This window comes from Sphingobium xenophagum NBRC 107872, assembly GCF_000367345.1.
GTDB lineage: Bacteria > Pseudomonadota > Alphaproteobacteria > Sphingomonadales > Sphingomonadaceae > Sphingobium > Sphingobium xenophagum.
This window is the reverse complement of record NZ_BARE01000030.1, coordinates 61,580-83,650: the sequence shown is the minus strand read 5'-3', so window position 1 is coordinate 83,650 and position 22,071 is coordinate 61,580. Positions and strand designations below refer to the sequence as shown.

The 22,071-nt window shown below is 64.2% G+C and carries 26 protein-coding genes; 10 read left to right on the top strand and 16 right to left on the bottom strand.

Annotated features, from left to right (window positions below):
- Position 1: 1 nt before the first annotated feature.
- Together prfA and hisS are read right to left on the bottom strand one after the other, a co-directional pair.
- Positions 2-1,093, bottom strand: coding sequence for a peptide chain release factor 1 (gene prfA / locus SX1_RS13895; RefSeq protein ID WP_017182988.1), 1,092 nt, complete (start codon positions 1,091-1,093; stop codon positions 2-4).
- Complete coding sequence (hisS, locus tag SX1_RS13890; protein WP_019053476.1) at positions 1,093-2,424, bottom strand: histidine--tRNA ligase; 1,332 nt, start codon at positions 2,422-2,424, stop codon at positions 1,093-1,095. The genes prfA and hisS overlap by 1 nt, the downstream gene beginning before the upstream one ends.
- 138 nt (positions 2,425-2,562) lie before the next feature.
- Here hisS and SX1_RS13885 point away from each other — a divergent pair, with 138 nt between their 5' ends.
- The 3 genes from SX1_RS13885 to ggt all read left to right on the top strand — a co-directional run bounded on the left by SX1_RS13885 (position 2,563) and on the right by ggt (position 7,012).
- Positions 2,563-4,494: a M61 family metallopeptidase gene (locus SX1_RS13885; protein WP_019053475.1), complete on the top strand. Its 1,932-nt coding sequence runs from the start codon at positions 2,563-2,565 to the stop codon at positions 4,492-4,494.
- Positions 4,495-4,529: 35 nt separating this feature from the next.
- Positions 4,530-5,069 carry an inorganic diphosphatase gene (gene ppa / locus SX1_RS13880; protein WP_017182985.1) on the top strand — a complete coding sequence of 180 codons (540 nt, stop codon included), beginning with the start codon at positions 4,530-4,532 and terminating at the stop codon, positions 5,067-5,069.
- A 242-nt stretch (positions 5,070-5,311) separates the two neighbouring features.
- Positions 5,312-7,012: a gamma-glutamyltransferase gene (gene ggt, locus SX1_RS13875; RefSeq protein WP_019053474.1), complete on the top strand. Its 1,701-nt coding sequence runs from the start codon at positions 5,312-5,314 to the stop codon at positions 7,010-7,012.
- A 19-nt stretch (positions 7,013-7,031) separates the two neighbouring features.
- Here ggt and SX1_RS13870 read toward each other — a convergent pair whose 3' ends face one another.
- From SX1_RS13870 to SX1_RS24525, 10 genes are read right to left on the bottom strand one after another with little or no spacing between them, the layout of a single operon-like run.
- Positions 7,032-7,523 carry a hypothetical protein gene (locus SX1_RS13870; RefSeq protein WP_019053473.1) on the bottom strand — a complete coding sequence of 164 codons (492 nt, stop codon included), beginning with the start codon at positions 7,521-7,523 and terminating at the stop codon, positions 7,032-7,034.
- Between the two features lie 54 nt (positions 7,524-7,577).
- Entirely contained in the window at positions 7,578-7,994 is a 417-nt protein-coding gene (locus tag SX1_RS13865) for a SufE family protein (protein WP_017182982.1), read from the bottom strand.
- A gap of 51 nt (positions 7,995-8,045) precedes the next feature.
- Positions 8,046-8,279, bottom strand: coding sequence for a hypothetical protein (locus SX1_RS13860; protein ID WP_017182981.1), 234 nt, complete (start codon positions 8,277-8,279; stop codon positions 8,046-8,048).
- Between the two features lie 28 nt (positions 8,280-8,307).
- Positions 8,308-8,559: a hypothetical protein gene (locus tag SX1_RS13855; protein ID WP_017182980.1), complete on the bottom strand. Its 252-nt coding sequence runs from the start codon at positions 8,557-8,559 to the stop codon at positions 8,308-8,310.
- Positions 8,560-8,585: 26 nt separating this feature from the next.
- The gene (locus SX1_RS13850; protein WP_017182979.1) at positions 8,586-8,897 is read right to left on the bottom strand and encodes a hypothetical protein; all 312 of its coding nucleotides are present in this window, start codon (positions 8,895-8,897) and stop codon (positions 8,586-8,588) included.
- Positions 8,898-8,921: 24 nt separating this feature from the next.
- Positions 8,922-9,212 (bottom strand): hypothetical protein, encoded by a 291-nt coding sequence (locus SX1_RS13845; RefSeq protein WP_017182978.1) that lies wholly within the window; start codon positions 9,210-9,212, stop codon positions 8,922-8,924.
- Positions 9,213-9,247: 35 nt separating this feature from the next.
- Positions 9,248-9,628: an envelope stress response membrane protein PspC gene (pspC, locus tag SX1_RS13840; RefSeq protein ID WP_006953513.1), complete on the bottom strand. Its 381-nt coding sequence runs from the start codon at positions 9,626-9,628 to the stop codon at positions 9,248-9,250.
- A gap of 1 nt (position 9,629) precedes the next feature.
- On the bottom strand, positions 9,630-9,911 hold the full coding sequence (gene pspB, locus SX1_RS13835; RefSeq protein ID WP_019053472.1) for an envelope stress response membrane protein PspB: 282 nt from the start codon (positions 9,909-9,911) through the stop codon (positions 9,630-9,632).
- Positions 9,912-9,915: 4 nt separating this feature from the next.
- Positions 9,916-10,584, bottom strand: coding sequence for a phage shock protein PspA (gene pspA, locus SX1_RS13830; protein WP_017182975.1), 669 nt, complete (start codon positions 10,582-10,584; stop codon positions 9,916-9,918).
- Between the two features lie 41 nt (positions 10,585-10,625).
- Positions 10,626-10,799, bottom strand: coding sequence for a hypothetical protein (locus SX1_RS24525; protein WP_167539642.1), 174 nt, complete (start codon positions 10,797-10,799; stop codon positions 10,626-10,628).
- Positions 10,800-10,984: 185 nt separating this feature from the next.
- Here SX1_RS24525 and pspF point away from each other — a divergent pair, with 185 nt between their 5' ends.
- The gene (gene pspF, locus SX1_RS13820; protein WP_019053470.1) at positions 10,985-12,004 is read left to right on the top strand and encodes a phage shock protein operon transcriptional activator; all 1,020 of its coding nucleotides are present in this window, start codon (positions 10,985-10,987) and stop codon (positions 12,002-12,004) included.
- Between the two features lie 179 nt (positions 12,005-12,183).
- Here the strand turns inward: pspF and SX1_RS13815 are convergent, their stop codons facing one another.
- On the bottom strand, positions 12,184-13,062 hold the full coding sequence (locus SX1_RS13815; RefSeq protein ID WP_026149770.1) for a 3-hydroxyacyl-CoA dehydrogenase NAD-binding domain-containing protein: 879 nt from the start codon (positions 13,060-13,062) through the stop codon (positions 12,184-12,186).
- Positions 13,063-13,231: 169 nt separating this feature from the next.
- Between SX1_RS13815 and SX1_RS13810 the strand changes: the two genes are divergently transcribed.
- The 6 genes from SX1_RS13810 to pal all read left to right on the top strand — a co-directional run bounded on the left by SX1_RS13810 (position 13,232) and on the right by pal (position 17,926).
- The gene (locus SX1_RS13810) at positions 13,232-13,702 is read left to right on the top strand and encodes a YbgC/FadM family acyl-CoA thioesterase (RefSeq protein WP_019053468.1); all 471 of its coding nucleotides are present in this window, start codon (positions 13,232-13,234) and stop codon (positions 13,700-13,702) included.
- Positions 13,699-14,406: a protein TolQ gene (tolQ, locus tag SX1_RS13805; RefSeq protein ID WP_017182969.1), complete on the top strand. Its 708-nt coding sequence runs from the start codon at positions 13,699-13,701 to the stop codon at positions 14,404-14,406. The genes SX1_RS13810 and tolQ overlap by 4 nt, the downstream gene beginning before the upstream one ends.
- 103 nt (positions 14,407-14,509) lie before the next feature.
- Positions 14,510-14,968 (top strand): protein TolR, encoded by a 459-nt coding sequence (tolR, locus tag SX1_RS13800; RefSeq protein ID WP_017182968.1) that lies wholly within the window; start codon positions 14,510-14,512, stop codon positions 14,966-14,968.
- A 6-nt stretch (positions 14,969-14,974) separates the two neighbouring features.
- Positions 14,975-15,967 carry a cell envelope integrity protein TolA gene (gene tolA / locus SX1_RS13795; RefSeq protein ID WP_019053467.1) on the top strand — a complete coding sequence of 331 codons (993 nt, stop codon included), beginning with the start codon at positions 14,975-14,977 and terminating at the stop codon, positions 15,965-15,967.
- Positions 15,964-17,298 (top strand): Tol-Pal system beta propeller repeat protein TolB, encoded by a 1,335-nt coding sequence (gene tolB / locus SX1_RS13790; RefSeq protein WP_019053466.1) that lies wholly within the window; start codon positions 15,964-15,966, stop codon positions 17,296-17,298. The genes tolA and tolB overlap by 4 nt, the downstream gene beginning before the upstream one ends.
- Before the next feature lie 118 nt (positions 17,299-17,416).
- Entirely contained in the window at positions 17,417-17,926 is a 510-nt protein-coding gene (gene pal, locus SX1_RS13785; RefSeq protein ID WP_026149769.1) for a peptidoglycan-associated lipoprotein Pal, read from the top strand.
- 109 nt (positions 17,927-18,035) lie between these two features.
- Here the strand turns inward: pal and SX1_RS13780 are convergent, their stop codons facing one another.
- From SX1_RS13780 to SX1_RS13770, 3 genes are all read right to left on the bottom strand, one after another.
- The gene (locus SX1_RS13780; protein WP_043145709.1) at positions 18,036-18,530 is read right to left on the bottom strand and encodes a MarR family winged helix-turn-helix transcriptional regulator; all 495 of its coding nucleotides are present in this window, start codon (positions 18,528-18,530) and stop codon (positions 18,036-18,038) included.
- 100 nt (positions 18,531-18,630) lie between these two features.
- Positions 18,631-18,933: a hypothetical protein gene (locus SX1_RS13775; RefSeq protein ID WP_026002359.1), complete on the bottom strand. Its 303-nt coding sequence runs from the start codon at positions 18,931-18,933 to the stop codon at positions 18,631-18,633.
- A gap of 111 nt (positions 18,934-19,044) precedes the next feature.
- The gene (locus tag SX1_RS13770) at positions 19,045-21,927 is read right to left on the bottom strand and encodes a M16 family metallopeptidase (RefSeq protein ID WP_019053463.1); all 2,883 of its coding nucleotides are present in this window, start codon (positions 21,925-21,927) and stop codon (positions 19,045-19,047) included.
- Positions 21,928-22,071: the final 144 nt, after the last annotated feature.

Below are 22,071 nucleotides of genomic sequence, written 5' to 3'. Positions count from 1 at the left end.
CTCAACCGATCCCGTCCAGTTGCGCCAGCCGGGCGGCTTCATCCTCCGCAATCAGCGCGTCGATCACTTCGGCCAGCCCCGGCCCTTCCAATATTTCCGGCAGGCGATGCAGCGTCAGGTTGATGCGATGGTCGGTGACGCGCCCTTGCGGGAAATTATAGGTGCGGATGCGTTCAGAACGGTCGCCCGATCCCACCATCGCCTTGCGCGCCCCGGCCTGCTCGCTCTGGGTGCGTTCGCGTTCGGCTTCATAGAGGCGCGCGCGCAGCACCTGCATCGCCTTGGCCTTGTTCTTGTGCTGGGACCGTTCGTCCTGCTGGATCACGACCAGACCGCTGGGCAAATGGGTGATGCGGACCGCCGAATCGGTGGTGTTGACATGCTGCCCGCCAGCGCCCGACGCCCGATATATGTCGATCTTCAGGTCGCTGTCGGCGATCTGGACGTCGACCTCCTCCGGCTCCGGCAGCACCGCGACGGTCGCCGCCGATGTGTGGATGCGCCCGCCGCTTTCGGTGACGGGCACGCGCTGGACGCGGTGGACGCCGCTTTCAAACTTCAGTTTCGCAAACACGCCGGTGCCGGTGACGGACGCGACGACTTCCTTATACCCGCCCGCTTCGGAGGGGTTGGCGGACATCAGCTCCATCTTCCAGCCGACCGAATCGGCATAGCGCTGATACATGCGGAACAGGTCGCCTGCGAACAGGGCCGCCTCGTCCCCACCAGTCCCGGCGCGGATTTCCAGCATGGCCGGGCGCGCATCGGCCGAATCGCGGGGCAGCAATTGCAGCGCCAGCGCCCGTTCGGCGGCGGGCAACTGGCTTTTGAGGATCTGCATCTCCTCCTGCGCCATTTCGCGCATCAGCGGGTCCGCGTCCGCATCCGCGCCCCCCGTCATATAATCGAGCGCGGCCAGTTCCTGCCGCAAACGCCGCACTTCATGCGCGGCGCGGGCCACCGGCTCGATCTCGGCATATTCCTTGGACAGGCGCACAAACGCATCGGCGGGCAGATCGGCCCGCGTCATCGACGCCTGCACCTCATCCCGGCGCGCCTCGATCTGCGCAATGCGTTCGGCGGAAATGTGCATTAGATACGACCGGTCAACACAATCGGACGGGGGAACTCTTCTTCAGCATCAACAAATTCAAAGCGCCGACCAAGCGCTGCTTTGATACGCTTTCTAACAGCTGAGACGGGATTTTCCGGCGACCTAGCGTTTATGTCACGAATAAGAAGGGAGCCGATACCCTCTGGTCCAACTTCAATATCAAGCAACCGGTAAGTTCCAGCCTTTTTCGCCTTTTCAAACCGCTTTTTAGCCGATCCACTATAGGCCATTTCAGCTCTGATTTCTTCTTGCCGCAACAACGCCAAAATCTCGATAGAGAGATTAAGGGCATTGTCGCCTCTCGGTACAATTGCGATCTCCGCAGGCTCCACCTCCGGCGCATCCACCAGCATCGCCAGCCGCTCGATCCCCGCGGCCCAGCCGACCGCAGGCGTCGCGGGGCCACCCAGATTCTCGATCAGCCCGTCATAGCGTCCGCCGCCCAGCACCGTGCCTTGCGCGCCCAGCCGGTCGGTGACAAACTCGAACGCGGTATGGCGATAATAGTCGAGGCCGCGGACCAGCCGGGCATTGCGTTCCCATGCGACGCCCGCCGCATCCAGGCCGCTCGTCACCTTCTCGAAAAAGCTGCGCGCCTCGTCGGTCAGATAGGCGTCGATGTCGGGCGCGCTGTCGGCGACGGGGCGGTCGCGCGGGTCTTTGCTGTCGAGGATGCGCAAGGGGTTCTTCGCCAGCCGATCGACGCTATCCTCCGACAAGTCCCCGCGATGCGCCTCGAAATGCGCGATCAGCGCGGCGCGCCAGGCTTCCCGGCTGGCCGCGTCGCCCAGCGTGTTGAGCGTCAGCGTCACGCCGTCGTCAATGCCCAGTTCCTTGAGCAACTGGTCCGCGAACACCAGCAATTCGACGTCCGCGCCCGGCTCGGCCGCGCCGATGATTTCGGCGTCGAGCTGGTGAAACTGGCGGAAGCGGCCCTTTTGCGGCCGTTCGTAGCGGAACAGCGGGCCATGCGTCGCCACCTTGAGCGGCGCATATTGCTGCCAGCCCTCGGTAATATAGGCGCGGCTGATCCCGGCGGTAAATTCCGGGCGCAGCGTGATGGAATCGCCGCCGCGATCCTCGAACGTGTACATTTCCTTCGACACGACGTCGGTGGATTCGCCCAGCGACCGGGCGAAAACGGCGGTGGATTCGAATACCGGCACCTCTACCCGCTGAAAGCCGTAAAGTTTGCGCACCCGGTCAAAGGTCGCGACCACATGCGCAAAGCGTTCCGCAAACGCTTCTGCTGTGCCGCCCAACATGTCTTGCGTGCCGCGAACCGGGCGCGGGGTTTCGATTTTCGCCATATGCCGGGCCTTTAGCTTCATTTCAGGCCGGGTGAAATGAATATTTGGGTCAGCGCAAGGGGTGGACGAGGCCAAGAGACAAGGCCATTGTGACGGCATGAGGGCCGTCCGGCCCAGCCTGTATTTTCGGAGACGTTCATGATCCGCAGCCTTGCTGCCGCCCTTTGCCTGACAACGGGCATTTCCCTGGCCATCGCCAGCCCGCTAGCCGCCCAGGAAGCGATCCGGTCCAAACCCACCGCCCTGCCGGTCGACGACGCAACCCCCGCGCCAAAGGACATTCCCTATCCCGGTGGCACCATCAGGCTGGAGGTCGACGCCAGCGACACGACCCAGCGCATCTTCCGCGTGAAGGAAACGATCCCGGTCGCGACCAGTGGGCCGATGACGCTGCTGATGCCCGAATGGTTGCCGGGCAATCATGCCCCGCGCGGCCAGCTGGAAAAGCTGAACGGCCTGACCTTCACCGCCGATGGCAAGCCGCTGAGCTGGAAGCGCGATCCGCTGAACGTCTACGGCTTCGTCATCGACGTGCCGCAGGGGACGAAACAGGTCGTCGCCCAGTTCCAGTTCCTGTCCGCGACCGCGGGCAATCAGGGCCGCGTCGTCGTGACGCCCAAGATGCAGAACATCCAGTGGGAAGCGGTCTCGCTCTACCCGGCGGGCTATTATACCCGCCAGATTCCGGTGCAGGCGACCGTCACCTATCCCGCCGGCTGGCAGGCCGCGACCGCGCTGCGGGGCAAGCGGACCGGCGATACCGTCGCCTATGACGTGATCGACTATGAAGCGTTGCAGGATTCGCCCGTCTTTGCCGGCGAGCATTTCAAGGCGGTGGATCTGGGCAACAATGTCACGCTCAACATCGTGGCCGATGATGCCGATGAACTGGTCTACACCCCGGAGCAGATCGCCAAGCACAAACGCCTGGTGGACGAAGCGGGCGCGCTGTTTGGCAGCTATCATTTCGACCATTATGATTTCCTGCTGGCCATCACCGACGAAATGGGCGGCATTGGCCTGGAGCATCATCGCAGCTCGGAAAACCAGGTCGAGCCGGGCTATTTCAAGAAATGGAGCGATGGCGAGGCGTTGCTGGACCGCAACCTGCTGCCCCATGAATTCACCCATAGCTGGGACGGCAAGTTCCGCCGCCCCGACCTGCTATGGACCCCCGATTTCCGCACGCCGATGCAGGACAATCTGCTGTGGGTCTATGAAGGGCAGACGCAATTCTGGGGCTATGTGCTGGGCGCGCGGTCGGGCCTGTTCACCAAGCAGGAAACGCTCGACGCCTATGCCCAGATCGCGGCCAAGCTGGACACCACGGTCGGTCGGCAATGGCGGCCGATGGAGGATACGACGCATGATCCCATCATTTCCGCCCGCCGGCCCAAGGGCTGGGTCAGCTGGCAGCGGTCGGAGGACTATTATAATGAAGGGCTGATGATCTGGTTGGAGGCCGACGCGATCATCCGCAAGCAGACCAGGGGCGCCAAGGGGCTGGACGAATTCGCCAAGGCCTTTTTCGGCGTGAAGCCGGGCGACTGGGGCGAACTTGTCTATAACCGGCAGGATGTCATCAACACGCTGAACGGCATCGCGCCCTATGACTGGGCCGGTTTCTTCCAGACCTATGTCGACAGTCCGACGCGCGAAACGCCCAAGGGCGGCTTTACCATGGGCGGATATAAGCTGGTCTATGGCGACACCCCCAATGCCATTACCAAAGCGGCCGAAGGCGCGAACAAGATTGTCGACCAAAGCTATGGCATCGGCCTGATCGTCAAGAATGACGGCGAAATCAGCAGCGTCATCTGGGACAGCCCGGCATTCAAGGCGGGCCTGCTGGTCGGTGCCAAGATCGTGGCAGTCAATGGCGATGAATATTCGGGCGATGTGTTCAAGGCGGCGATCAAGGCCAAGGCGCCGTTCCAGATCATCCTAAAGAAGGACAAATATTACCGCACTTTGTCACTCGATTATTCGGGCGGGCTGCGCTATCCGCGCCTCGAAAAGACAGGAGAGGGTGAGGGCAGCCTCGACAAGCTGCTCAAACCGAAAACATAAACACCCCGAAGCCAAGTGTAACAAAAGGCGTATCCATGAATATCGAACTGATTCCGGTTGGCGATGATCCGCCCAACAGCCTGAATGTCATCATCGAAGTTCCGGTCGGCGGCGAACCGGTGAAATATGAGTTCGACAAGGCGTCGGGCGCGCTGTTCGTGGATCGCATCCTGCACACGCCGATGCGCTATCCGGCCAATTACGGCTTCGTGCCGCACACGCTGTCGCCCGATGGCGATCCGCTGGACGCACTCGTCATCGCGCGTTCGCCCTTCGTCCCCGGTTCGGTCGTCCGCGCACGCCCGATCGCGGTGCTGAACCTGGAAGATGAAGCGGGCGGCGACGAAAAGCTGGTCTGCGTGCCGGACAACAAGACCTTCCCTTATTATGCCGACGTGGGCGAAAAGGATGACCTGCCCGGCATCGTGATGGAACAGATCGAACATTTCTTCACCCATTACAAGGACTTGGAAAAGACCAAATGGGTGCGGATCGGCACCTGGGGCGGCGCTGAGGATGCCCGGCAGATCACGCTGGAAGCCATTGCCCGCTATCAGGCGACCAAGAAGGACTGAAACGTCCGCTTGTCCGATCGAATCGAAAAGGCCGCGCGGTGCAAACTGCGCGGCCTTTTTTGTGGCAATGCAGTCCCGTAAAATCCTCCCCCGCAAGGGGGTGGGGACCGTTCGCGAAGCGAATGATGGAGGGCCATCACCTCCCCTGCAAGGGCAGGATTGTCATGAAGCGCAGTCCGCCTGCCCGCTATTGGCATCGTCAAAGGGTTGCGGCAGGCAACGCAATGCGTAGGGTAGCGGGCATGAGATTCCGCCCGCTCGGCCTGCTGGCCCCTATCGCCCTTATCGCCACCCTGCCGTTGCCCGCCATGGCGCGCGAGCCGGTATCGACCAACGCCACCGTCTCCGCCGCCGATCCGCGCGCCGCTGCCGCCGGGCAGGAGATATTGCGCAAGGGCGGCAGCGCGACGGACGCGGCCATCGCGATGATGCTGACGCTCAATGTCGTCGAACCGCATAATAGCGGCATCGGCGGCGGCGGTTTCCTGATGCATCATGACGGGCAGAGCGGTGTGCTGGAATCGATCGACGGTCGCGAAACCGCGCCCGCCGCCGCCCGGCCCGATCGCTTCATGGGCGCCGATGGCAAGCCGCTGTCCTTCCGCAACGCCTGGCCCGGTGGCTATTCGGTCGGCGTGCCGGGCAATCTGCGCCTGGCGTGGGACGCCCACAGGAAATGGGGCAAGCTGCCCTGGGCCGACCTGTTCCAGCCCGCGATCCGCGCGGCGGAGGACGGATTTGAGGTACGCCAGCGGCTCGACACGGCGATGAAGGCGGTGGCGGGGGTCTGGGCCGACTTCCCCGAAATCCAGAAATATTTCTGGATCGACGGCAAGCCCGCGCCGATGGGCACGATCCTCAAAAATCCGCCGCTCGCCGCACTGTTCAAACGGATCGCGGCGGAGGGGCCGGACGCCTTCTACACCGGCGAAAATGCCCGGCTGATGGCGCAGGCGGTCACCAACGCGCCGAAAAACCCGGTGCCGATGACCGAAGCGGACATCGCCGCCTATCAGGCCAAGCCGCGAAAGCCGGTCTGCGGGACATATCGCGTCTATACCGTGTGCGGCATGGGCCCGGCATCGGGCGGCGGCATAACCGTGCTCCAGATATTGGGCATGGTGGAGCGCTTTCCGCTTAGCGCTTGGGGCAAGGATGATCCGCGCTCCTGGCACGTCATCGGCGAAGCGATGCAACTGGCCTATGCCGATCGCGGCACATGGCTTGGCGATCCCGATTTCGTCGCCGTGCCGATCAGCGGCCTGATCGACCCGACCTATCTCAAGCAACGCTCCGCCCGCATCCGCCTCAACAAGGCGCTCAATGACTATCAGCCCGGCACCCCGCCCGGCGCGCAGCCGCGCACCGCGTCGCTGCCCCAGCCCGAAAGCGGCACCAGCCATTTCGTCGCGGTCGACCGCAATGGCGACATCGCCGCCTGGACATCCACCATCGAAAGCTTTTTCGGCAGCCAGCTGGTCGCCAATGGCGTCATCCTCAACAATGAACTGACCGATTTCAGCTTCACGCCGGAAAAAGACGGCGCGCCGGTCGCCAACGCCGTGGGGCCGGGCAAGCGGCCCCTTTCCTCCATGTCGCCCACCATCGTCTATGATGCCAAGGGGACGCCCATCTTCACCGTCGGCGCGGCGGGCGGCAAGACCATCATCATGCAGGTGGCCAAGGCGCTGATCGCCCATTTCGACTGGGGCATGTCGGCGCAGGATTCGATCGCGATGGGCCTCGTCTTCTTCAACGGCGACGGGCTGGTGCTCGAACAGGGCACCGGGCTGGAAGCGATGCAGGCGCCGCTGGAGAAGCTGGGCCACCGCGTCACCGTCTCGCGCCTTGGCCTGAAAGCCAACGCCGCCGAACGCGCGCCCGATGGCCACTGGATCGGCGCCGCCGACCCGCGCAGCCCCGGCGTGTCGTTGCAGGAGTGAATAGGCAACCGTCGTTGCATCACCCCTTCAAATCCAGCCCGGCGACGTTGAAGGCAAAAGGCGCGCTCTGATCCTTCGGCCCGGTCACCAGATTGACCGATACCGTCTGCGCCTTGGCGATCGCCTCATAGGCGTTTTGCGACGGCAATATCTCGATCCCGTCCTTGGCGTCGGTCATCCGCCCCTTCCAGCGCAGCGGCCGACCGCCATCGGCCGTCGCGGTCACGGCGCAATCGGACAGGTCGCACTGGAACGGCGCGCCGACCAGCTTCACCGTCACCGACTTTTCGCCATTGTCCATCGGCTGGACCAGCATGACCGCGAACGTGTCCGCCGCCGTCATCGTCGGCACCGCATTGGCGCTGCCGATATAGGCCAGCTTGGGCTTGCCGCCCGACCCGGCCTCATATTTCCACGTCTGGCCGATCGTGTCGCGCTGGGTCGGCCCCTTGTCGCCCGACGAACAGGCCGCGAGCAGCCCAATGGCTGCGATGGCAATGAAATGGCGCATGACTGAATCTCCTTGTCGGGACATTCAACGCCGCAACTTGATGCAGGTTTCCCTTTAAGCGCTGTACCGCGCCGCTGTGTCGCGGATCAGGGCGATCATGTTGGGGATGCCCTGGGTCCGGTTGGAACTCAGCTGATTCTTGAGGTCGAACGGGGCCAGCGCCCCCTCTATGTCCGCAGCGCCGATAGTGGCGGGACTTTTGTCCTGCACGGTCAGCAGCACCAGCGCGATGATCCCCTTGGTGATCGCGGCGTTGCTGTCGGCCAGGAAATGCAGCCTCCCATCGTCCAGCACAGTGGGATAGACCCACACAGCCGCCGAACAGCCACGCACCAGCGTCGCATCGGTCTTGAGCGCGTCGGGCATGGGTTCGAGCGCCCGGCCCAGATCGATCAGCAGACGATAACGGTCGTCCGCGTCCAGAAATTCATATTCTTCGTAAATATCGGCCAGGGCGCTTGGATCGGTCATGGCCGCCCATATAGGGGGATTTGCCCGGCGGGGAACCTGCCTTTTGGACTTTTACAAATCCACGCCCGCCGCGATCGCTTCCAGCTTGCGGATGCGTTCCTTAAGGTCGGCGACCTCGATCCGCGCGGCGGCCGACGGGGGCGCGCTCGCTTCGCCGCGATGCCCCAGTTCCGCGCGCTTCAATTCCAGCCAGCCGTTCCAGCCGCGCAAAGTGGCCATGGTCACGATGGAAAGGCCGGCCAGTCCGGCCAATGCAATCGTCAGATAGAGAGCGGGGTCCTGCATGATAGCCTCCCTGGGCTGTGGGCCGCGTTCAATCGCGGTCCCGCAATTTCTCGAATTCGCGTTCCAGTGCGCTGGTGCCATCGGTCGCCAGACGCTCCAGCACCGCGACGCGGTCTTTCAGCGCCTTCACCTCGGCACGCAGCCGTTCGGCTTCCGGGTCCGGCCCGCGGGCGATGAATTCTTCGCCCTTGTGCCGGCGCACGACGCCATATTTGGCGCGCAGGACGCTGGCGATGGCGGTGATCGCAATGATGGCGACGACCATTTCAAACGGGTTCATGATGATTTCTCCCTTTGACCGCGCGCTCAGTTGGCCGGACTGCGCAGCCGTTCGATTTCGCGATTGAGCTGGTGGCTTTCGTCGGTGACGATCCGCTCGACCACGGCCAGCCGATCCTTCATCGATCCGATTTCGGCGCGCAGCTGGGCATTTTCCTGGCTGAGCAGCTTCACCCGCTCGACCATTTCCTCATTCTTCTGCGGATAGACCGCCTGCCCCCATGCGCCGTCCAGCGGATAGCCGTTCTTGACGCGCAGCCAGGTCGTAAACACCCAGCCGACGATCGCCAGCGATCCGACGGCAAAGACGACCGGCGCGAAATCTGCAAATGGAAACATGATCTCTACTCCCTTGCACCGCGCTCAGCGCAGCCCCTCGATTTCGCGCGCGGTGCGGATGGCCGGATCGGTGGCGATCCGTTCCAGCACGGCGATGCGTTCCTCCAGGCGGCTGATGCGGCCCATCAGCTTTTCGTTTTCACCCGACAACAGGGCGATTTTTCGACCAGCGTCGCCGTCCGTTCGATCAACGGTGCCGGTCCATTCATTTTCCACCGGATAACCGTGGCGGGCACGGACCCAGGTAGTGAACATCCAGCCCAGGGTCGACATGGCGATGATCGCCAGGACAAAGAAAGGTCCACCGAAATTCATGGGTTTAACTCCCTGTTATTCTGCCCCGGATCTGCTCAGCGCAGGCTGTCGATCTCGTCAGCCAGGCGCGTGTTGCGGCTGGTATAGTAGATTTCGATGTCAGCCAGGCGGCGGTCGATGTCGCGGAACTTGGACCGGACGTCGCGGGTGGAGCGGGTCGGATTGGTCCGCACGCCCTGCCAGAATTTCTCGTCATCCCGGTCCGAATAGAGGCCCTTGGGCTTGTCATCGGCGAAATAGACGGCGGCGAAATAGGCGATCAGCGTCCAGGGAAAGGCCCCCATCAGGGTGATCAGCACCGCGCCGACACGAACCCAGACGACGTCGATCCCGCTATAGTCGGCGATGCCAGCGCACACGCCCGACCATTTGCCATTGGCCTTGTTGAGGTAGAATTTGGTGCGGCGGGCGGTCATCTCAGTTCCTCCGGTCGAAGCTGTAATCGTCCTCGCCCAGGTCGGCATCGGGTGCCGGGCGGCGCGGACGGAAATCGGGGTTGTCGGCGGCGACGATCCGTTCGACCGTCATCAGCCTTTCTTCCAGGCGGCGGGCGAGAAGGTGGAGTTCATCCAGCAGCTTCTCATCCTCGTCGGTGATCTTGGGCGCCTGCTTCCATTTGGTGACATAGTGGAAGATCAGCCACGGCATGCCGATGAACAACATGCCGCAGATCATGATGGGCAGGAATATGTCCTCCATGATATCAGGCTCCCTTGTTCATGGACGCCTTGAGCGCAGCCAGATCGGCATCCACCTTGTCGGCGGACTTCAGCTCGGCAATCTCTTCCTCCAGCGTCTTGGGCGTGCCGCCCAGCGCCATCGCATCGGCGCGGCCTTCGGCCAGATCGACCCGGCTTTCGAGCATGTCGAAGCGTGCAAACGCCTCGTTCACCTTCTCGCCGGCATAGGCTTCGCGCACCCGCAGGCGGTTTTCCGCGCTCTGCATCCGGGTGACTAGGCTGTTCTGGCGGGCGCGGGCTTCGCGCAGCTTGCCCTGCAGCTTGGAAATATCCTCTTCGGCCGCTTTCAGCGCCTCATCCAGGGTTTCGATCTCATGGGCCAGATGCTCGGCCATGTCGGTCGCCTTCTGGCGTTCGACCAGGGCCGCCTTGGCCAGATCCTCGCGATCCTTGGACAAGGCCAGCTGCGCCTTCTCGGTCCAGCTGTCCTGCAGGGCCGTCAGCTTGGCGATGTGGCGGCGCATTTCCTTCTGGTCGGCGATCGTGCGGGCGGCGGACGCGCGCACCTCGACCAGGGTTTCCTCCATTTCGAGGATGATCATGCGGATCATCTTTGCCGGGTCTTCGGCCTTGTCGAGCAGGTCGGTGACGTTGGCGGCGATGATGTCGCGGGTGCGGGAAAAAATACCCATCTGAACTTCACTCCTTATCTTATGCTTTGGGGGCGGCGACCTCAGGCCAGATAGCACAGGGCCATGGGGGCCGCCTGACTGGCGGACGTGGGCGCTTCGCTGGCGCGGGCCGGGCCGACCGCTGACAGGATCAGGGTCGATCCGAACAGCAGCGCAGCGACGGCGACCGACATCAGCTGGCCGATTTCGCGAATGCTGTTGTTGTTCTTTTCCATGATATAACTCCCTGAACCTTGGCCTTCGTGACGTTCCGCTTGTGTCTGTGCGGATTGCCTGTAGCTTTGCAGGGGCCGTGCCAATTTCGGAAAAGCGCGGATTTTCGCCATTTTTCCGCCCTTTTCCCGGCCCGTGCCAGAATATTCCTTGCCAAAAGGTGGGAAATTTCACCATAAGTTGGGACATGGAGAAAAATACCCAATTTGTCGGCCAGTCCTTCGCCTTTCTCGACGCGGTCGAACTGGCGGGCCGCGCGGCCGAACTCAACCGCCCGGTGCTGGTGATCGGCGAGCGCGGGACCGGCAAGGAACTGATTGCCGAGCGGCTCCATCACCTCTCCCCGCGCTGGGGCGAACCGCTGATCGTCATGAACTGCGCCGCCCTGCCCGAAACCCTCATAGAAGCCGAACTGTTCGGCCATGAACAGGGCGCGTTCACCGGCGCGAACCGCGCCCGGCCCGGCCGGTTCGAGGAAGCCGATGGCGGCACGCTGTTTCTGGACGAATTAGGTACGCTTTCGATGGCGGCGCAGGAAAGACTGCTGCGCGTGATCGAATATGGCGAAGTGACCCGGATCGGCGCGTCGAAACCGCTGCGGGTGGACGTGCGGATCGTGGCGGCGACCAATGATGATCTGCCCGCCGCCGCCGATGCCGGGCGCTTCCGCCCCGACCTGCTCGATCGACTGAGTTTCGAAGTCATCACCCTGCCCCCCCTGCGCGCGCGGGAAGGCGATATTCCAGTACTGGCCGACCATTTCGGGCGGCGCATGGCCGCCGAACTCAACTGGCCGCAATGGCCCGGCTTCTCCCCCGTCTGCGCCGCGCAACTCGAAGCCTATGGCTGGCCCGGCAATGTCCGCGAACTGCGCAATGTGGTGGAACGCGCCGTCTATCGCTGGGACGAACCGGGCAAGCCGATCGACCGCCTGACCTTCGATCCCTTCGCCTCCCCCTGGAAGCCCAAACCACTGATGCCCGGCGCGCCCGCGCCGTCGGGCGACAGCACCCCCGCGCCAGCGCCCTCTCCCGCCACTGAAACCGTCAGCGACCTGAAAGCCGCCGTCGACGCGCACGAAGCCGCCATCATCCGCGCCGCGCTCGACCGCCACCGCTACAACCAGCGCGCCACCGCCAAGGGGCTGGGCCTGACCTACGACCAGCTACGCCATTGCATGAAGAAACATGGACTGGGCGCGGGATAACCTCCCCGACCCTCCACCATCGTCATCCCAGCGAAAGCTGGGATCCATTCGACGCTAGGCCGGATCGTCACGCAGACGGAGCGCCAAATGGATCCTGACTTTCGTCAGGATGACGGAGAAATGAAAGACGATGCCCTGAGGAAGGCAGCCCGACTATAGCAGTGCCTTCCTCACGCCCCTCACCGCGTCGGCACAGGCTCCGCGCCCGAATAGTCGTAAAATCCCCGCCCGGTCTTGCGGCCATACCAGCCCGCTTCGACATATTTGACCAGCAGCGGCGCCGGGCGATATTTGGGATCGCCCGTCGTGCTCAGGAACACGTTGAGGATTTCCAGCGCCGTATCCAGCCCGACGAAATCCAGTAGCGTCAGCGGACCCATGGGATGATTGAGGCCCAGCTTGCACCCCATGTCGATGTCGACCACGCTGCCCACGCCCTCGCCCAACACGAACACCGCCTCGTTCAGCATCGGCAGCAATATGCGGTTGACGACGAAGCCCGGCGCATCGAACGCCTGCACCACCGTCTTGCCGATCCGGCCCGCAAAGCCCTCGACCGCCGCGACCGTTTCGGGCGTCGTGGCCAGGCCGCGAATGACCTCTACCAGCACCATCACCGGCACCGGGTTGAAGAAATGCACGCCGACAAAGCGCCCCGCATCCGGCGCGGCCTGCGCCAGGCGGGTGATGGGAATGGACGATGTGTTGGTCGCCAGGATCGCGTCAGCGGCCAGCAGCGGCCCGACATTGGTGAAGATCGCGCGCTTGACCTCCTCACGCTCGGTCGCCGCCTCGATCACCAGCTGCGCGCCCGCCAGCGGCGCGATCTCGCCCACAGCGGTAATCCGCGCGATCGCCTCATCCGCATCGCTCTCAGCTATCTTGCCCTTCTCCACGCCCTTGGCGAGCAGGCGAATGATGCCGTCGCGGCCCTTCTGCGCGCGCGGCAGGTCGACGTCCGACAGGATCACCTCATACCCCGCCTGCGCCGCAACCTGCGCGATCCCCGCGCCCATCTGCCCTGCGCCGATCACACCTACCGTTTGAATATCCGTCATCCTGGCCTTCTCCCACATTCTGACTCGCGCCCACTCCCTAGCCTTCGTGCCGTCCGGGGACCAGAGGCGTGCGCGCGCCAAAAAGCACAGGCGACAAAATGCGCTACCAGCGCGAGAAACAGACGTTTCCGCCTTTGCCTGAACGGTGCGCCATGGTTAAAAGCCGCTCATGCCCGTTTCAGACCAGATGCCCATGCCGGCGACCGGACGCTTTGTCGCTGCCGTGCATCACTTCCCGCTGCGCATCTATTTTGAGGATACCGACCTGTCGGGCCTGGTCTATCACGCCAATTATCTGCGCTATATGGAGCGCGCCCGGTCCGACATGCTGCGCGCTGCCGGCATCGACCAGCGCGCCGCGCATGACAGTGGCACGGGCGTCTATGCCGTCACCGACCTCACGATCCGCTACCGCCGCCCCGCGCGCCTGGACGATGACCTGATGGTCGTCAGCCGGGTGGTGCAGGTGGGCGCGGCGACCTGCGCCATTCATCAATCAGTCATGCGCGCCGAAGAACAGTTGACCGACGCTACCATATCGGTCGCCTGGTTGACGCCGCAGGGTCGCCCGCAACGGCAACCCAAAGCCTGGACCGATATTTTCAGCCGCCTTTGCCAAGGGGAAGATTTCCACCCATGACCCTCAACCTGCCAGACGTCGCCGCGGTGGCCGACGCCGCGACCATTTCCCCGCTAGCCCTGTTTCTTCAGGCCGACATCGTCGTGAAGGGCGTGATGCTGGGCCTGTTGCTGGCCAGCATCTGGACCTGGGCGATCATCATCGGCTTTTCCGTGACGCTCCGCCGCGCCAGCAAGCATAGCAAGAGTTTCGAGCAGGATTTCTGGAAGGCGGAGGATATTGACCGCTTCTACGAAGCGCGCGGCAAGGCGGATTATCCCGCGGCCAAGGTGATGGCCGCCGGCGTCACCGAATGGCGTCGATCGACCGCGCAGAAGGTGATCGACCGCGACGGCACGCGCGACCGGCTGGCGACGACCATGTCCAGCACGATCGCGGCGGAGGTTGACCGGCTGTCCGACCGGCTCAACATTTTGGCAACGGTCGGATCGGTCGCGCCCTTCGTCGGCCTGTTCGGCACTGTGTGGGGCATCATGCGCGCCTTCACCGCGATCGCGGCGGAACAGAATAGCTCGCTCGCGGTGGTCGCGCCGGGCATTGCCGAAGCGCTGTTCGCCACCGCGATCGGTCTGTTCGCGGCGATCCCGGCGGTCATCGCCTATAACCGCTTCAGCCATGGCATCAACCGCATGGAATCGCGCCTGACCCGCTTTGCCGACGGCTTCTACGCCACCCTCAGCCGAGAACTGGAGGCGCAGCGGTGATGCACCCCACACACCCCGTCACCCCAGCGAAGGCTGGGGTCTCGTGCGTTTGCGCGCCAACGCCTGAGATGGCTGGCATGACGGTGAAGGGGAGCGCCCGCTAATGGCCATGTCCGGCCCTCCCTCCAGCCGCCGTGGCCGTGGCCGCGCGCCGATGGCGGACATCAACGTCACGCCGCTGGTCGACGTCATGCTGGTGCTGCTGATCATCTTCATGGTCACAGCGCCGCTGCTCGTGACCGGCGTGCCGGTCAACCTGCCCGAAACCCGTGCCAAGGGGCTGGATCAGGACGCCAAGCCCACCGTCGTGTCGATCGATCGCGACGGCGCGACCTATGTCGATGAAGATGCGGTAAGCGACGCCGACCTGCCCGATCGCCTGGCGGAGATCGTGGCGGCCAATGCGGGCAAGGCGGACGCGCCGCAAATCTTCCTGCGCGCCGACAAGGGGCTGGACTATGGCCGGGTCATGCGGGTGATGGCCGAACTCAACCGGGCTGGCCTGAACAAGGTGTCGCTGGTTTCCTCGCCCGATGACACGGCCAGCGACGGGACGGAATAGACAGCGATGGAGCGCACGGAGAAAATCGGCCTTGGCGTCGCGACAGCGGGGCATGTCCTGCTGTTCGGGCTGCTGTCGGCCGGCTTCCTGGCCACCCCCAACCCGTTGAAGCTCAAGACCCCGCCGATGGAAGTCTCCATGGTGGATGAGGTCGCGCTGCAATCGACCGCACCCAAATTGTCGGCCGAACCGCCCCCGCCCAGCGTCGCGCCAGACCAGGGACCGACGCAGGACGCCGCCCCCGCGCCGGAACCGGAACCCGCGCCCGAACCAGTGCCTGTCCCGCCGAAACCCCAGCCAAAGCCCCAGCCAAAACCTACGCCTGCGCCCCCCAAGCCGCAGCCCAAAGCCGCGCCGGCAAAGCCCAAGCCTGCCCCGCCCAAGAAGGAAGTGGCCAAGGCCGCGCCCAAACCCAAGCCCGCGCCGGAAAAGCCCGCGACCCCAAAAAAACCAGCGCCGAAGCCAGCGCCCGAAAAGCCCAAGGCCGCAGCGCCATCCAAGCCCGCCGCCAAGGCATCGACCAAGCCTGCGGCAAAGACGCCCGCACGCGCATCGGGCCAGGGCAAGGCGGACAAGCCCAAGGGGTCGCTGCTGGGCGATGATTTCCTCAAGGGTATAGACACCAGCGCCGACGCGCCGCGCAAACCGCCCGCCCCGGCACCCGCCGCTGCCATGGGCCCGGCGCAGAAATCCGCGCTCGACGCAGAACTGCGCCGTCAGCTGAAACCGCACTGGCGCCCGCCGTCGGGTGCGGATGCGGACCGGCTCGTCACCCTGCTTGAGGTGCGGCTCGACAAGAGCGGCGCGGTGATCGGCACGCCGGAGGTGATCGACCAGCTCGGCGTCACCGCCAGCAACCGGCCCCAAGCCAAACTCCATGCCGAACGGGCGATTCAGGCGGTCAAGCTTGCCTCCCCCTTCCGCAACATGCCGCCCGAATTTTACGACCAATGGAAATGGCTCCGGCCACTCCGCTTTGACGCGAGGCTGAACCGATGAAACCCTCCCTGTTGCGCCGCCTGAGCGTGGCGACTGCCGCGTTGCTCGCCCTTACTGCCCTGCCTGCCATGGCCCAGCTCTCGGTCGACGTGACCGGCGAGATTGACAGCAATGTGAAGGTTGCCGTCCCCCCCATGCCCGCCCAGCAGGAGGTCGCAACCCCAGCCGGGTCGGCCACGGAACTTGGCCGCAAGATCGCCGAAGTCATCGCCTCGGACCTGAAAGGCTCCGGCCTGTTCGATCCGTCCGGCCCCGCCGGCCTGCCGCAAATTCCCTTTGCCGAAGTCACTTTTCCGCAATTCGACAAATGGGGCGCCTATCAGGCGCTGGTGCAGGGATTCGTCCGCACCAGCGGCGGGGAAGCCGACATCACCGTCGGTTGCTACCTCTACGACGTGGCGCTGAAGCAGGAACTGACCCGTCAGGGCTATGTCGTCGCCCCGCGCGACTGGCGCCGCGCCGCGCATAAATGCGCCGACGCCATCTATGCGCGCCTTTCGGGCGAAAGCCCCTTCTTCGACAGCCGCATCGCCTATATCGCCGAAAGCGGGCCGAAGGGCGCGCGGGTCAAGCGGCTCGCCATCATGGACAGCGACGGCGCGAACCATCGCTTCATCACCAATGGCCAGTCGATGGCGCTCACCCCGCGCTTCTCGCCCGACTATAAATCCATCCTCTATGTCAGCTATCTGGGCAGCCGGGTGCGCCTCTATATCTACGACATTGGCGCGGGCCAGCAGCGGCTGGTGACCGAAAGCAACAACCCGACCTTCGCCCCGCGCTGGTCGCCGGACGGGCGCAACATCCTCTTTTCGATGGCGATTGCCGGCAATACCGACATTTATCGCGTACCCGCCAGCGGCGGTACCCCCATCCGCCTGACCACGTCGCCGGGCATCGACGTGGGCGGCAGCTATTCGCCAGACGGCAGCCAGATCGTGTTCGAAAGCGACCGGTCGGGCGGCCAGCAAATCTATGTCATGAACGCCGATGGCTCCAACCAGCGCCGGATCAGCCATGGCGGCGGCCGTTATGCGACGCCCGAATGGTCGCCGCGCGGCGACCTTATCGCCTTCACCAAGATGGCGGGCGATTTCAAGATCGCGGTGATGACGCCCAATGGCGACAATGAGCGGATCTTGACCAATGGCTGGCAGGACGAACAGCCGACCTGGTCGCCCAATGGCCGGGTGCTGCAATTCTTCCGCACGTCGCCCGGCAAGCAGGGGACGAGCCAGGTGTGGCAGGTCGACCTGACCGGCGTGAACGAGCGTCGCATCCCCACGCCTCTCAGTGGTTCCGACCCTGCCTGGGGACCGCTGCTGCCCTGAAAATAGCGCGGTCCTGGCGGTCGGGATGGAACCCAATCGTCTTGACAGCGTAACGAACATCACGGACCCTGACACCGTCCCGGCGGGCGGTGCCCGGATCAACCAAAGGAGACCCCCGATGAAATTGTCTAGAACGCTGGTCATGGCTACCGCCATCATCGCGCTGGCCGCCTGCTCGAAAAAGCCGCCTGCCGAATTGCCGCCCGCGCCCGGCCCGGCCACGACCGAACCGGTCGGATCGACCGGACCCACCGGCCCGGTGAAGGGCAGCCAGGAAGATTTCGTCGCGTCGGTCTCGTCCGACCGGATTTTCTTCGGCCTCGATCAATATGATATCGATGCGGAAGATCAGGTGACGCTGCAAAGCCAGGCCGCCTGGCTGCAACAAAACCCTGCCGTGCGCGTCACGGTCGAAGGACATGCCGACGAACGCGGCACCCGCGATTATAATATCGCGCTGGGCGAACGCCGCGCCAATGCGGCGAAAAACTATCTCGCCTCGCTCGGCATCGACCCCAGCCGCATCACCACGGTCAGCTATGGCAAGGAACGCCCCGCCGCGCTTGGCTCGGACGAAGCCTCCTGGGCGCAGAACCGCCGCGCCGTGACGGTGACGATCCAATATTGATCGCCCGTCGCCCAATATGATCGAAAGGCCCGCCAGTCCCCGACCGGCGGGCCTTTTTTATTGGGCCCGCGCCATCAGGGCATGGCAGGATAAGCGCGCCCGTCCGGCGTCACTGTCGGGCGTCGACGCCGGGATCATTGCCGCTATCGGCCAATAGCTGCGCCAGCTTGTCTTCGGCGATGCGCAACCGCATCAACCCCAGCAGTTCGGCCCCGATCTCGATCGCCCCGTCCGGCAGGCCGCTCAGCAATTCGCCGCCCAGCCTGTCCAGCCGCGCCTGTATCTCACTTGCCAGCGCCTTGCCCGCCGGGGTCATCGCCACCCGGTTGGACCGTCCGTCATCGGCATCGGCGACGCGCTCGATCCAGCCTGCTTTCTGCAATTGATCCAGCGTCCGCACCAGCGACGGCGCGCTGACGTCCAGCCATTGCGCCAGTTCCGCCTGTCGCGGCGGTGTGCCCTCCATGGCCAGATGCACCAGGCACCAGCCTGCGCTGCCGGACACGCCCAGCCCCGCCAGCGCCCCGTCGGCAGCCTGCCGCCACCCCCGCGCCACTGGCCCCAGCAAATGCAACAAAGCCCGTCCGGCATCCCGCTTCTTCATGTCCATTAGTTAGCTAACTAAACACAATCCGGCAAGGTCGTTATGGGTGTTCAGCTTAGTGTCGGCTTCATGGGGTCCGGCCAGGCCGGACCCCACAGGGTCAGGCCCGCCGCGTGCCGGTAAAGGCCGACGCCCCGAACGCGCCCAACTGCATCGTCCCGGTGATGGCGTCGCCGCTGACTTCCGCCTCGCACTCCAGCGTCATCGGCATCGGCATCGTCATTTCCATCTTCCAGGTCAGGCTGTTGCCCGCGACCTTGCCATCGACCACGTCGAGCGATCCCATCATGCCCGCAAAGGTGCCGTTAAACCGGTCACCGCTGCTGACCACGGTGAACACACCCTTCTGGTCGCCCATCGGCGTCTTGGCCACGCAGTCATAGGCGCCATCGACACTTGCCATCATCATCACTCCATCAAAGCATCATTCAACGATGCATACCCTCAAATCCCGATTGATCGCCAATCAGTCCAGACGGAACGCTTTTGCAGGCCCGTCCGCACTGAATGCCGGTCAATCAGCCAATGTTCCCACCTCGACCGGCAGGCCGACCGCGTCAAGCTGCGGCCGAACCAGTTTCGCGTCGCCGACCACGACCCAGATCAGCCCGTCGGCATTGATCGCCTCCCGCGCCGCCTTGTCGAAATCGGCGGCGGTCATCGCGCGATAGATATTGGGCAGCGTCTCGTAGAAATCGTCCGCCCGCCCGATCAGGCTGTTGCGCATCATCGCGCCCAGCAGGTCGGACGATGTTTCGAAGCTGCCGGGCAGCGACAATATCTGCCCGTTGATCGTCTGGTTGCGCTCCGCCTCGGTCGTGCCCTTGGTCGTCAGGAAATCCTTGATGTCCTGCCGCGCGGCAATGATCGATTCGCCCGTCTTGTCGGTCTGGACCGGGGCATAGACCAGCAGCGGGATCGTGTCCTTGACGCCGGGCAGCGACGTGCCCGCGCCATAGGCCCAACCCTTCGTCTCGCGCAGATCCATCGTCAGGCGCGACGTCGTGCTGCCGCCCAGCACTTCATTGGCCGACTGGAGCGTGACCGGATTGTCGGTCCCCTTCTTGGCTGTCAGCACGCCCGCCAGGATCATCGACTGCGGGCTTTGCGGCTTGTCGATCAGGATGATCCGCGGCGGACGCGCCATCCGGTCCATGCGGAACAGCTTGCTGCCCTTGGACGTCGCGGGCGCCTTCCAGTCGCCAAAGCGCTTTTCCAGCAGCGGCAGCAATTCAGCAAGGCTCGTGTCGCCCGTGACGAAGATCGTCGCATTGTCCGGCCGCAGCCAGCGATCGTGGAAGGCGGTCAGGTCCGCCCGCGTCACCGCCTTGACCCCGCTTTCGGTGCCCGACCCGGTGAAGGGGATGCCATAGGGATGCAGCTTGCCATAGAGCAGCGGCGGCAACATGCGCTGGGCGATCGCCGTCGGCTCGGTCTTTTCCGCCGCGATCCGGGTCAGCATCTGCCCGCGCAGCCGCTCCACCTCGCCGGGCGCAAACGCCGGATTGCGCACGACATCGGCCAGCAGCCCCAGCGATGCGTCCAGATTGGGCTTGAGCGCAAACAGGCCCACCGTCGTCCGGTCCATGCTGTTGCCCGCACTCACCGACGCGCCCAGCCGCTCCTGCTCTTCCGCGATCTCCAGCGCGCTGCGCGTTGTCGTGCCTTCGTCCAGCAGCGCCGTCGTCAGCGCCGCGGTTCCCAGCTTGGCCCGGTCATCCGCCGCATTGCCCGCGTCGAACGCCACGGACACACGCACGACCGGCACCGTCGCCCGGCGCGCAAACTGCACCGCAATCCCGTTCTTCAACTTGGCATGTTCGACCGCGGGGAAATCCAGATCAGCGACCGGCTCGATCGGCGGTTCGGCAATCTTCGTGGGCGCAGGCGGCGTCGCCGCGGCCGGCGCGGGCGCGGCGGGATCACGGAAATGGGCTGGCTTGTGGGTCGCCCCTTCCCCATGAACATTCCCCGCCAGCGCATTGTCGGCGGCCGATCGCTCGCCCGGCGCCACCGTCAGGCGGAACACTGGTCGCCCCAGCCATTTGCGCGCGGCCTCGGCCACCTGCGCTGGCGTCGCGGCGGCATAAGCGGCCAGATCCTTGCGATATTTGTCCGGGTCGTTGGAATAGACCGCCCCTTCGGCCAGCGTCACCGCCTTGCCCGAAAAGCCGCCCACCTGTTCCAGCCCCGATATTGTCCCCGCCAGTTGCCGGGTCGCGGCCCGCTGTACCTCGTCGGCGGTCGGTCCCTTGGCCAGATAGTCCGCCAGCAGCGCATCGAGCCGCTTGCCCACCGCAACCGCATCCGTCCCCGGCTTCACATCCACCGTGATCTCGGCAATGCTCAGCTTCTCGAACGGCTGGACATTGGCCTTGACGCCTACCGCCACCTTCTCGTCACGGACCAGCGTGTTGTAGAGGCGAGAGGATGCCAGCCCGCCAAAGACCGACAGCGCCAGATCGATCGCGGGCAGGTCCGCGCCATTGACGCCCGGCACCACCCAGTTGCGATAGAGACGGGTCGCCGCGACATTGTCATGCATCACCTTCTCGACATCCTTGTCGAGCGTCGGGACGGTCGCTTCCACATCCTGCGGCGGCGGACCGGCGACGATATTGCCGAACCAGCGTTCGACCTTCTTCTTCGCGGTCGCCACGTCAATATCCCCCGCCAGCACCAGCACGGCATTGTTCGGGCCATAATGCGTCTTGAACCAGTCCTGCACATCGCCCAGGCTGGCGTTGTTCAGGTCCGCCATGGACCCGATGGTCGAATGGCGATAGGGATGCCCTTCAGGCAGCAGCGCGGCCAGTTGCGCATATTCGACCAGCCCATAGGGCTCATTTTCCCCCATGCGCTTTTCATTCTGAACGACCCCGCGCTGGGTATCCAGCTTCAGCTGCGTCACCGCGCCCAGCAGATGCCCCATCCGGTCGGACTCCAGGAACAGCGCCCGGTCGAGCGCCCCGGTGGGCACCGTCTCGAAATAATTGGTGCGATCGAACCAGGTCGTCCCGTTCCAGTCGGTCGCGCCAATATCTTCCAGCCGCCCGAAAAACGGCCCATCGGCATTTTCGGAGCCATAGAACATCAGATGTTCGAACAAATGGGCAAAGCCGGTCTTGCCCGCCGGTTCGAACCGCGACCCGACATGATACCAGACGGAAACCGCCACGACCGGCGCCTTGCGGTCGGTATGGACGATGACCCGCAGGCCGTTTTTCAGCGTGAACTGTTCATAGGGAATATCGACCGCAGCCACCAGGCTGGACAGCGGCGCTGGCGCGGCGCTGGTCGCACTGGTCTGCGCCACCGCCTGCGTCATCGGGGTCAGCGCCATGGCCGACAGGCCGATCAGCAGGGACAGGCGACGCGACAGGGGGGAAAGGGTCATGGACAACCTCAGAGAAAATGCAGCAGGACGAAGCGCCCGCGAAGGGCGCTAGAATAGCGGGGCGTTTTAGCAGCGCAATACGCATGACGCTGGACAGCGCGGTTGGTCGCGATAGGTTCCCGACGATCAATCGACTATAAGGGC

What these genes read in the sequence shown, in the direction of transcription:
- prfA (WP_017182988.1), bottom strand. Translation starts at nt 1,093, where the DNA reads ATGCACATTTCCGCCGAACGCATTGCGCAGATCGAGGCGCGCCGGGAT.
- hisS (WP_019053476.1), bottom strand. Translation starts at nt 2,424, where the DNA reads ATGGCGAAAATCGAAACCCCGCGCCCGGTTCGCGGCACGCAAGACATG.
- SX1_RS13885 (WP_019053475.1), top strand. Translation starts at nt 2,563, where the DNA reads ATGATCCGCAGCCTTGCTGCCGCCCTTTGCCTGACAACGGGCATTTCC.
- ppa (WP_017182985.1), top strand. Translation starts at nt 4,530, where the DNA reads ATGAATATCGAACTGATTCCGGTTGGCGATGATCCGCCCAACAGCCTG.
- ggt (WP_019053474.1), top strand. Translation starts at nt 5,312, where the DNA reads ATGAGATTCCGCCCGCTCGGCCTGCTGGCCCCTATCGCCCTTATCGCC.
- SX1_RS13870 (WP_019053473.1), bottom strand. Translation starts at nt 7,523, where the DNA reads ATGCGCCATTTCATTGCCATCGCAGCCATTGGGCTGCTCGCGGCCTGT.
- SX1_RS13865 (WP_017182982.1), bottom strand. Translation starts at nt 7,994, where the DNA reads ATGACCGATCCAAGCGCCCTGGCCGATATTTACGAAGAATATGAATTT.
- SX1_RS13860 (WP_017182981.1), bottom strand. Translation starts at nt 8,279, where the DNA reads ATGCAGGACCCCGCTCTCTATCTGACGATTGCATTGGCCGGACTGGCC.
- SX1_RS13855 (WP_017182980.1), bottom strand. Translation starts at nt 8,559, where the DNA reads ATGAACCCGTTTGAAATGGTCGTCGCCATCATTGCGATCACCGCCATC.
- SX1_RS13850 (WP_017182979.1), bottom strand. Translation starts at nt 8,897, where the DNA reads ATGTTTCCATTTGCAGATTTCGCGCCGGTCGTCTTTGCCGTCGGATCG.
- SX1_RS13845 (WP_017182978.1), bottom strand. Translation starts at nt 9,212, where the DNA reads ATGAATTTCGGTGGACCTTTCTTTGTCCTGGCGATCATCGCCATGTCG.
- pspC (WP_006953513.1), bottom strand. Translation starts at nt 9,628, where the DNA reads ATGACCGCCCGCCGCACCAAATTCTACCTCAACAAGGCCAATGGCAAA.
- pspB (WP_019053472.1), bottom strand. Translation starts at nt 9,911, where the DNA reads ATGGAGGACATATTCCTGCCCATCATGATCTGCGGCATGTTGTTCATC.
- pspA (WP_017182975.1), bottom strand. Translation starts at nt 10,584, where the DNA reads ATGGGTATTTTTTCCCGCACCCGCGACATCATCGCCGCCAACGTCACC.
- SX1_RS24525 (WP_167539642.1), bottom strand. Translation starts at nt 10,799, where the DNA reads ATGGAAAAGAACAACAACAGCATTCGCGAAATCGGCCAGCTGATGTCG.
- pspF (WP_019053470.1), top strand. Translation starts at nt 10,985, where the DNA reads ATGGAGAAAAATACCCAATTTGTCGGCCAGTCCTTCGCCTTTCTCGAC.
- SX1_RS13815 (WP_026149770.1), bottom strand. Translation starts at nt 13,062, where the DNA reads ATGACGGATATTCAAACGGTAGGTGTGATCGGCGCAGGGCAGATGGGC.
- SX1_RS13810 (WP_019053468.1), top strand. Translation starts at nt 13,232, where the DNA reads ATGCCCGTTTCAGACCAGATGCCCATGCCGGCGACCGGACGCTTTGTC.
- tolQ (WP_017182969.1), top strand. Translation starts at nt 13,699, where the DNA reads ATGACCCTCAACCTGCCAGACGTCGCCGCGGTGGCCGACGCCGCGACC.
- tolR (WP_017182968.1), top strand. Translation starts at nt 14,510, where the DNA reads ATGGCCATGTCCGGCCCTCCCTCCAGCCGCCGTGGCCGTGGCCGCGCG.
- tolA (WP_019053467.1), top strand. Translation starts at nt 14,975, where the DNA reads ATGGAGCGCACGGAGAAAATCGGCCTTGGCGTCGCGACAGCGGGGCAT.
- tolB (WP_019053466.1), top strand. Translation starts at nt 15,964, where the DNA reads ATGAAACCCTCCCTGTTGCGCCGCCTGAGCGTGGCGACTGCCGCGTTG.
- pal (WP_026149769.1), top strand. Translation starts at nt 17,417, where the DNA reads ATGAAATTGTCTAGAACGCTGGTCATGGCTACCGCCATCATCGCGCTG.
- SX1_RS13780 (WP_043145709.1), bottom strand. Translation starts at nt 18,530, where the DNA reads ATGAAGAAGCGGGATGCCGGACGGGCTTTGTTGCATTTGCTGGGGCCA.
- SX1_RS13775 (WP_026002359.1), bottom strand. Translation starts at nt 18,933, where the DNA reads ATGGCAAGTGTCGATGGCGCCTATGACTGCGTGGCCAAGACGCCGATG.
- SX1_RS13770 (WP_019053463.1), bottom strand. Translation starts at nt 21,927, where the DNA reads ATGACCCTTTCCCCCCTGTCGCGTCGCCTGTCCCTGCTGATCGGCCTG.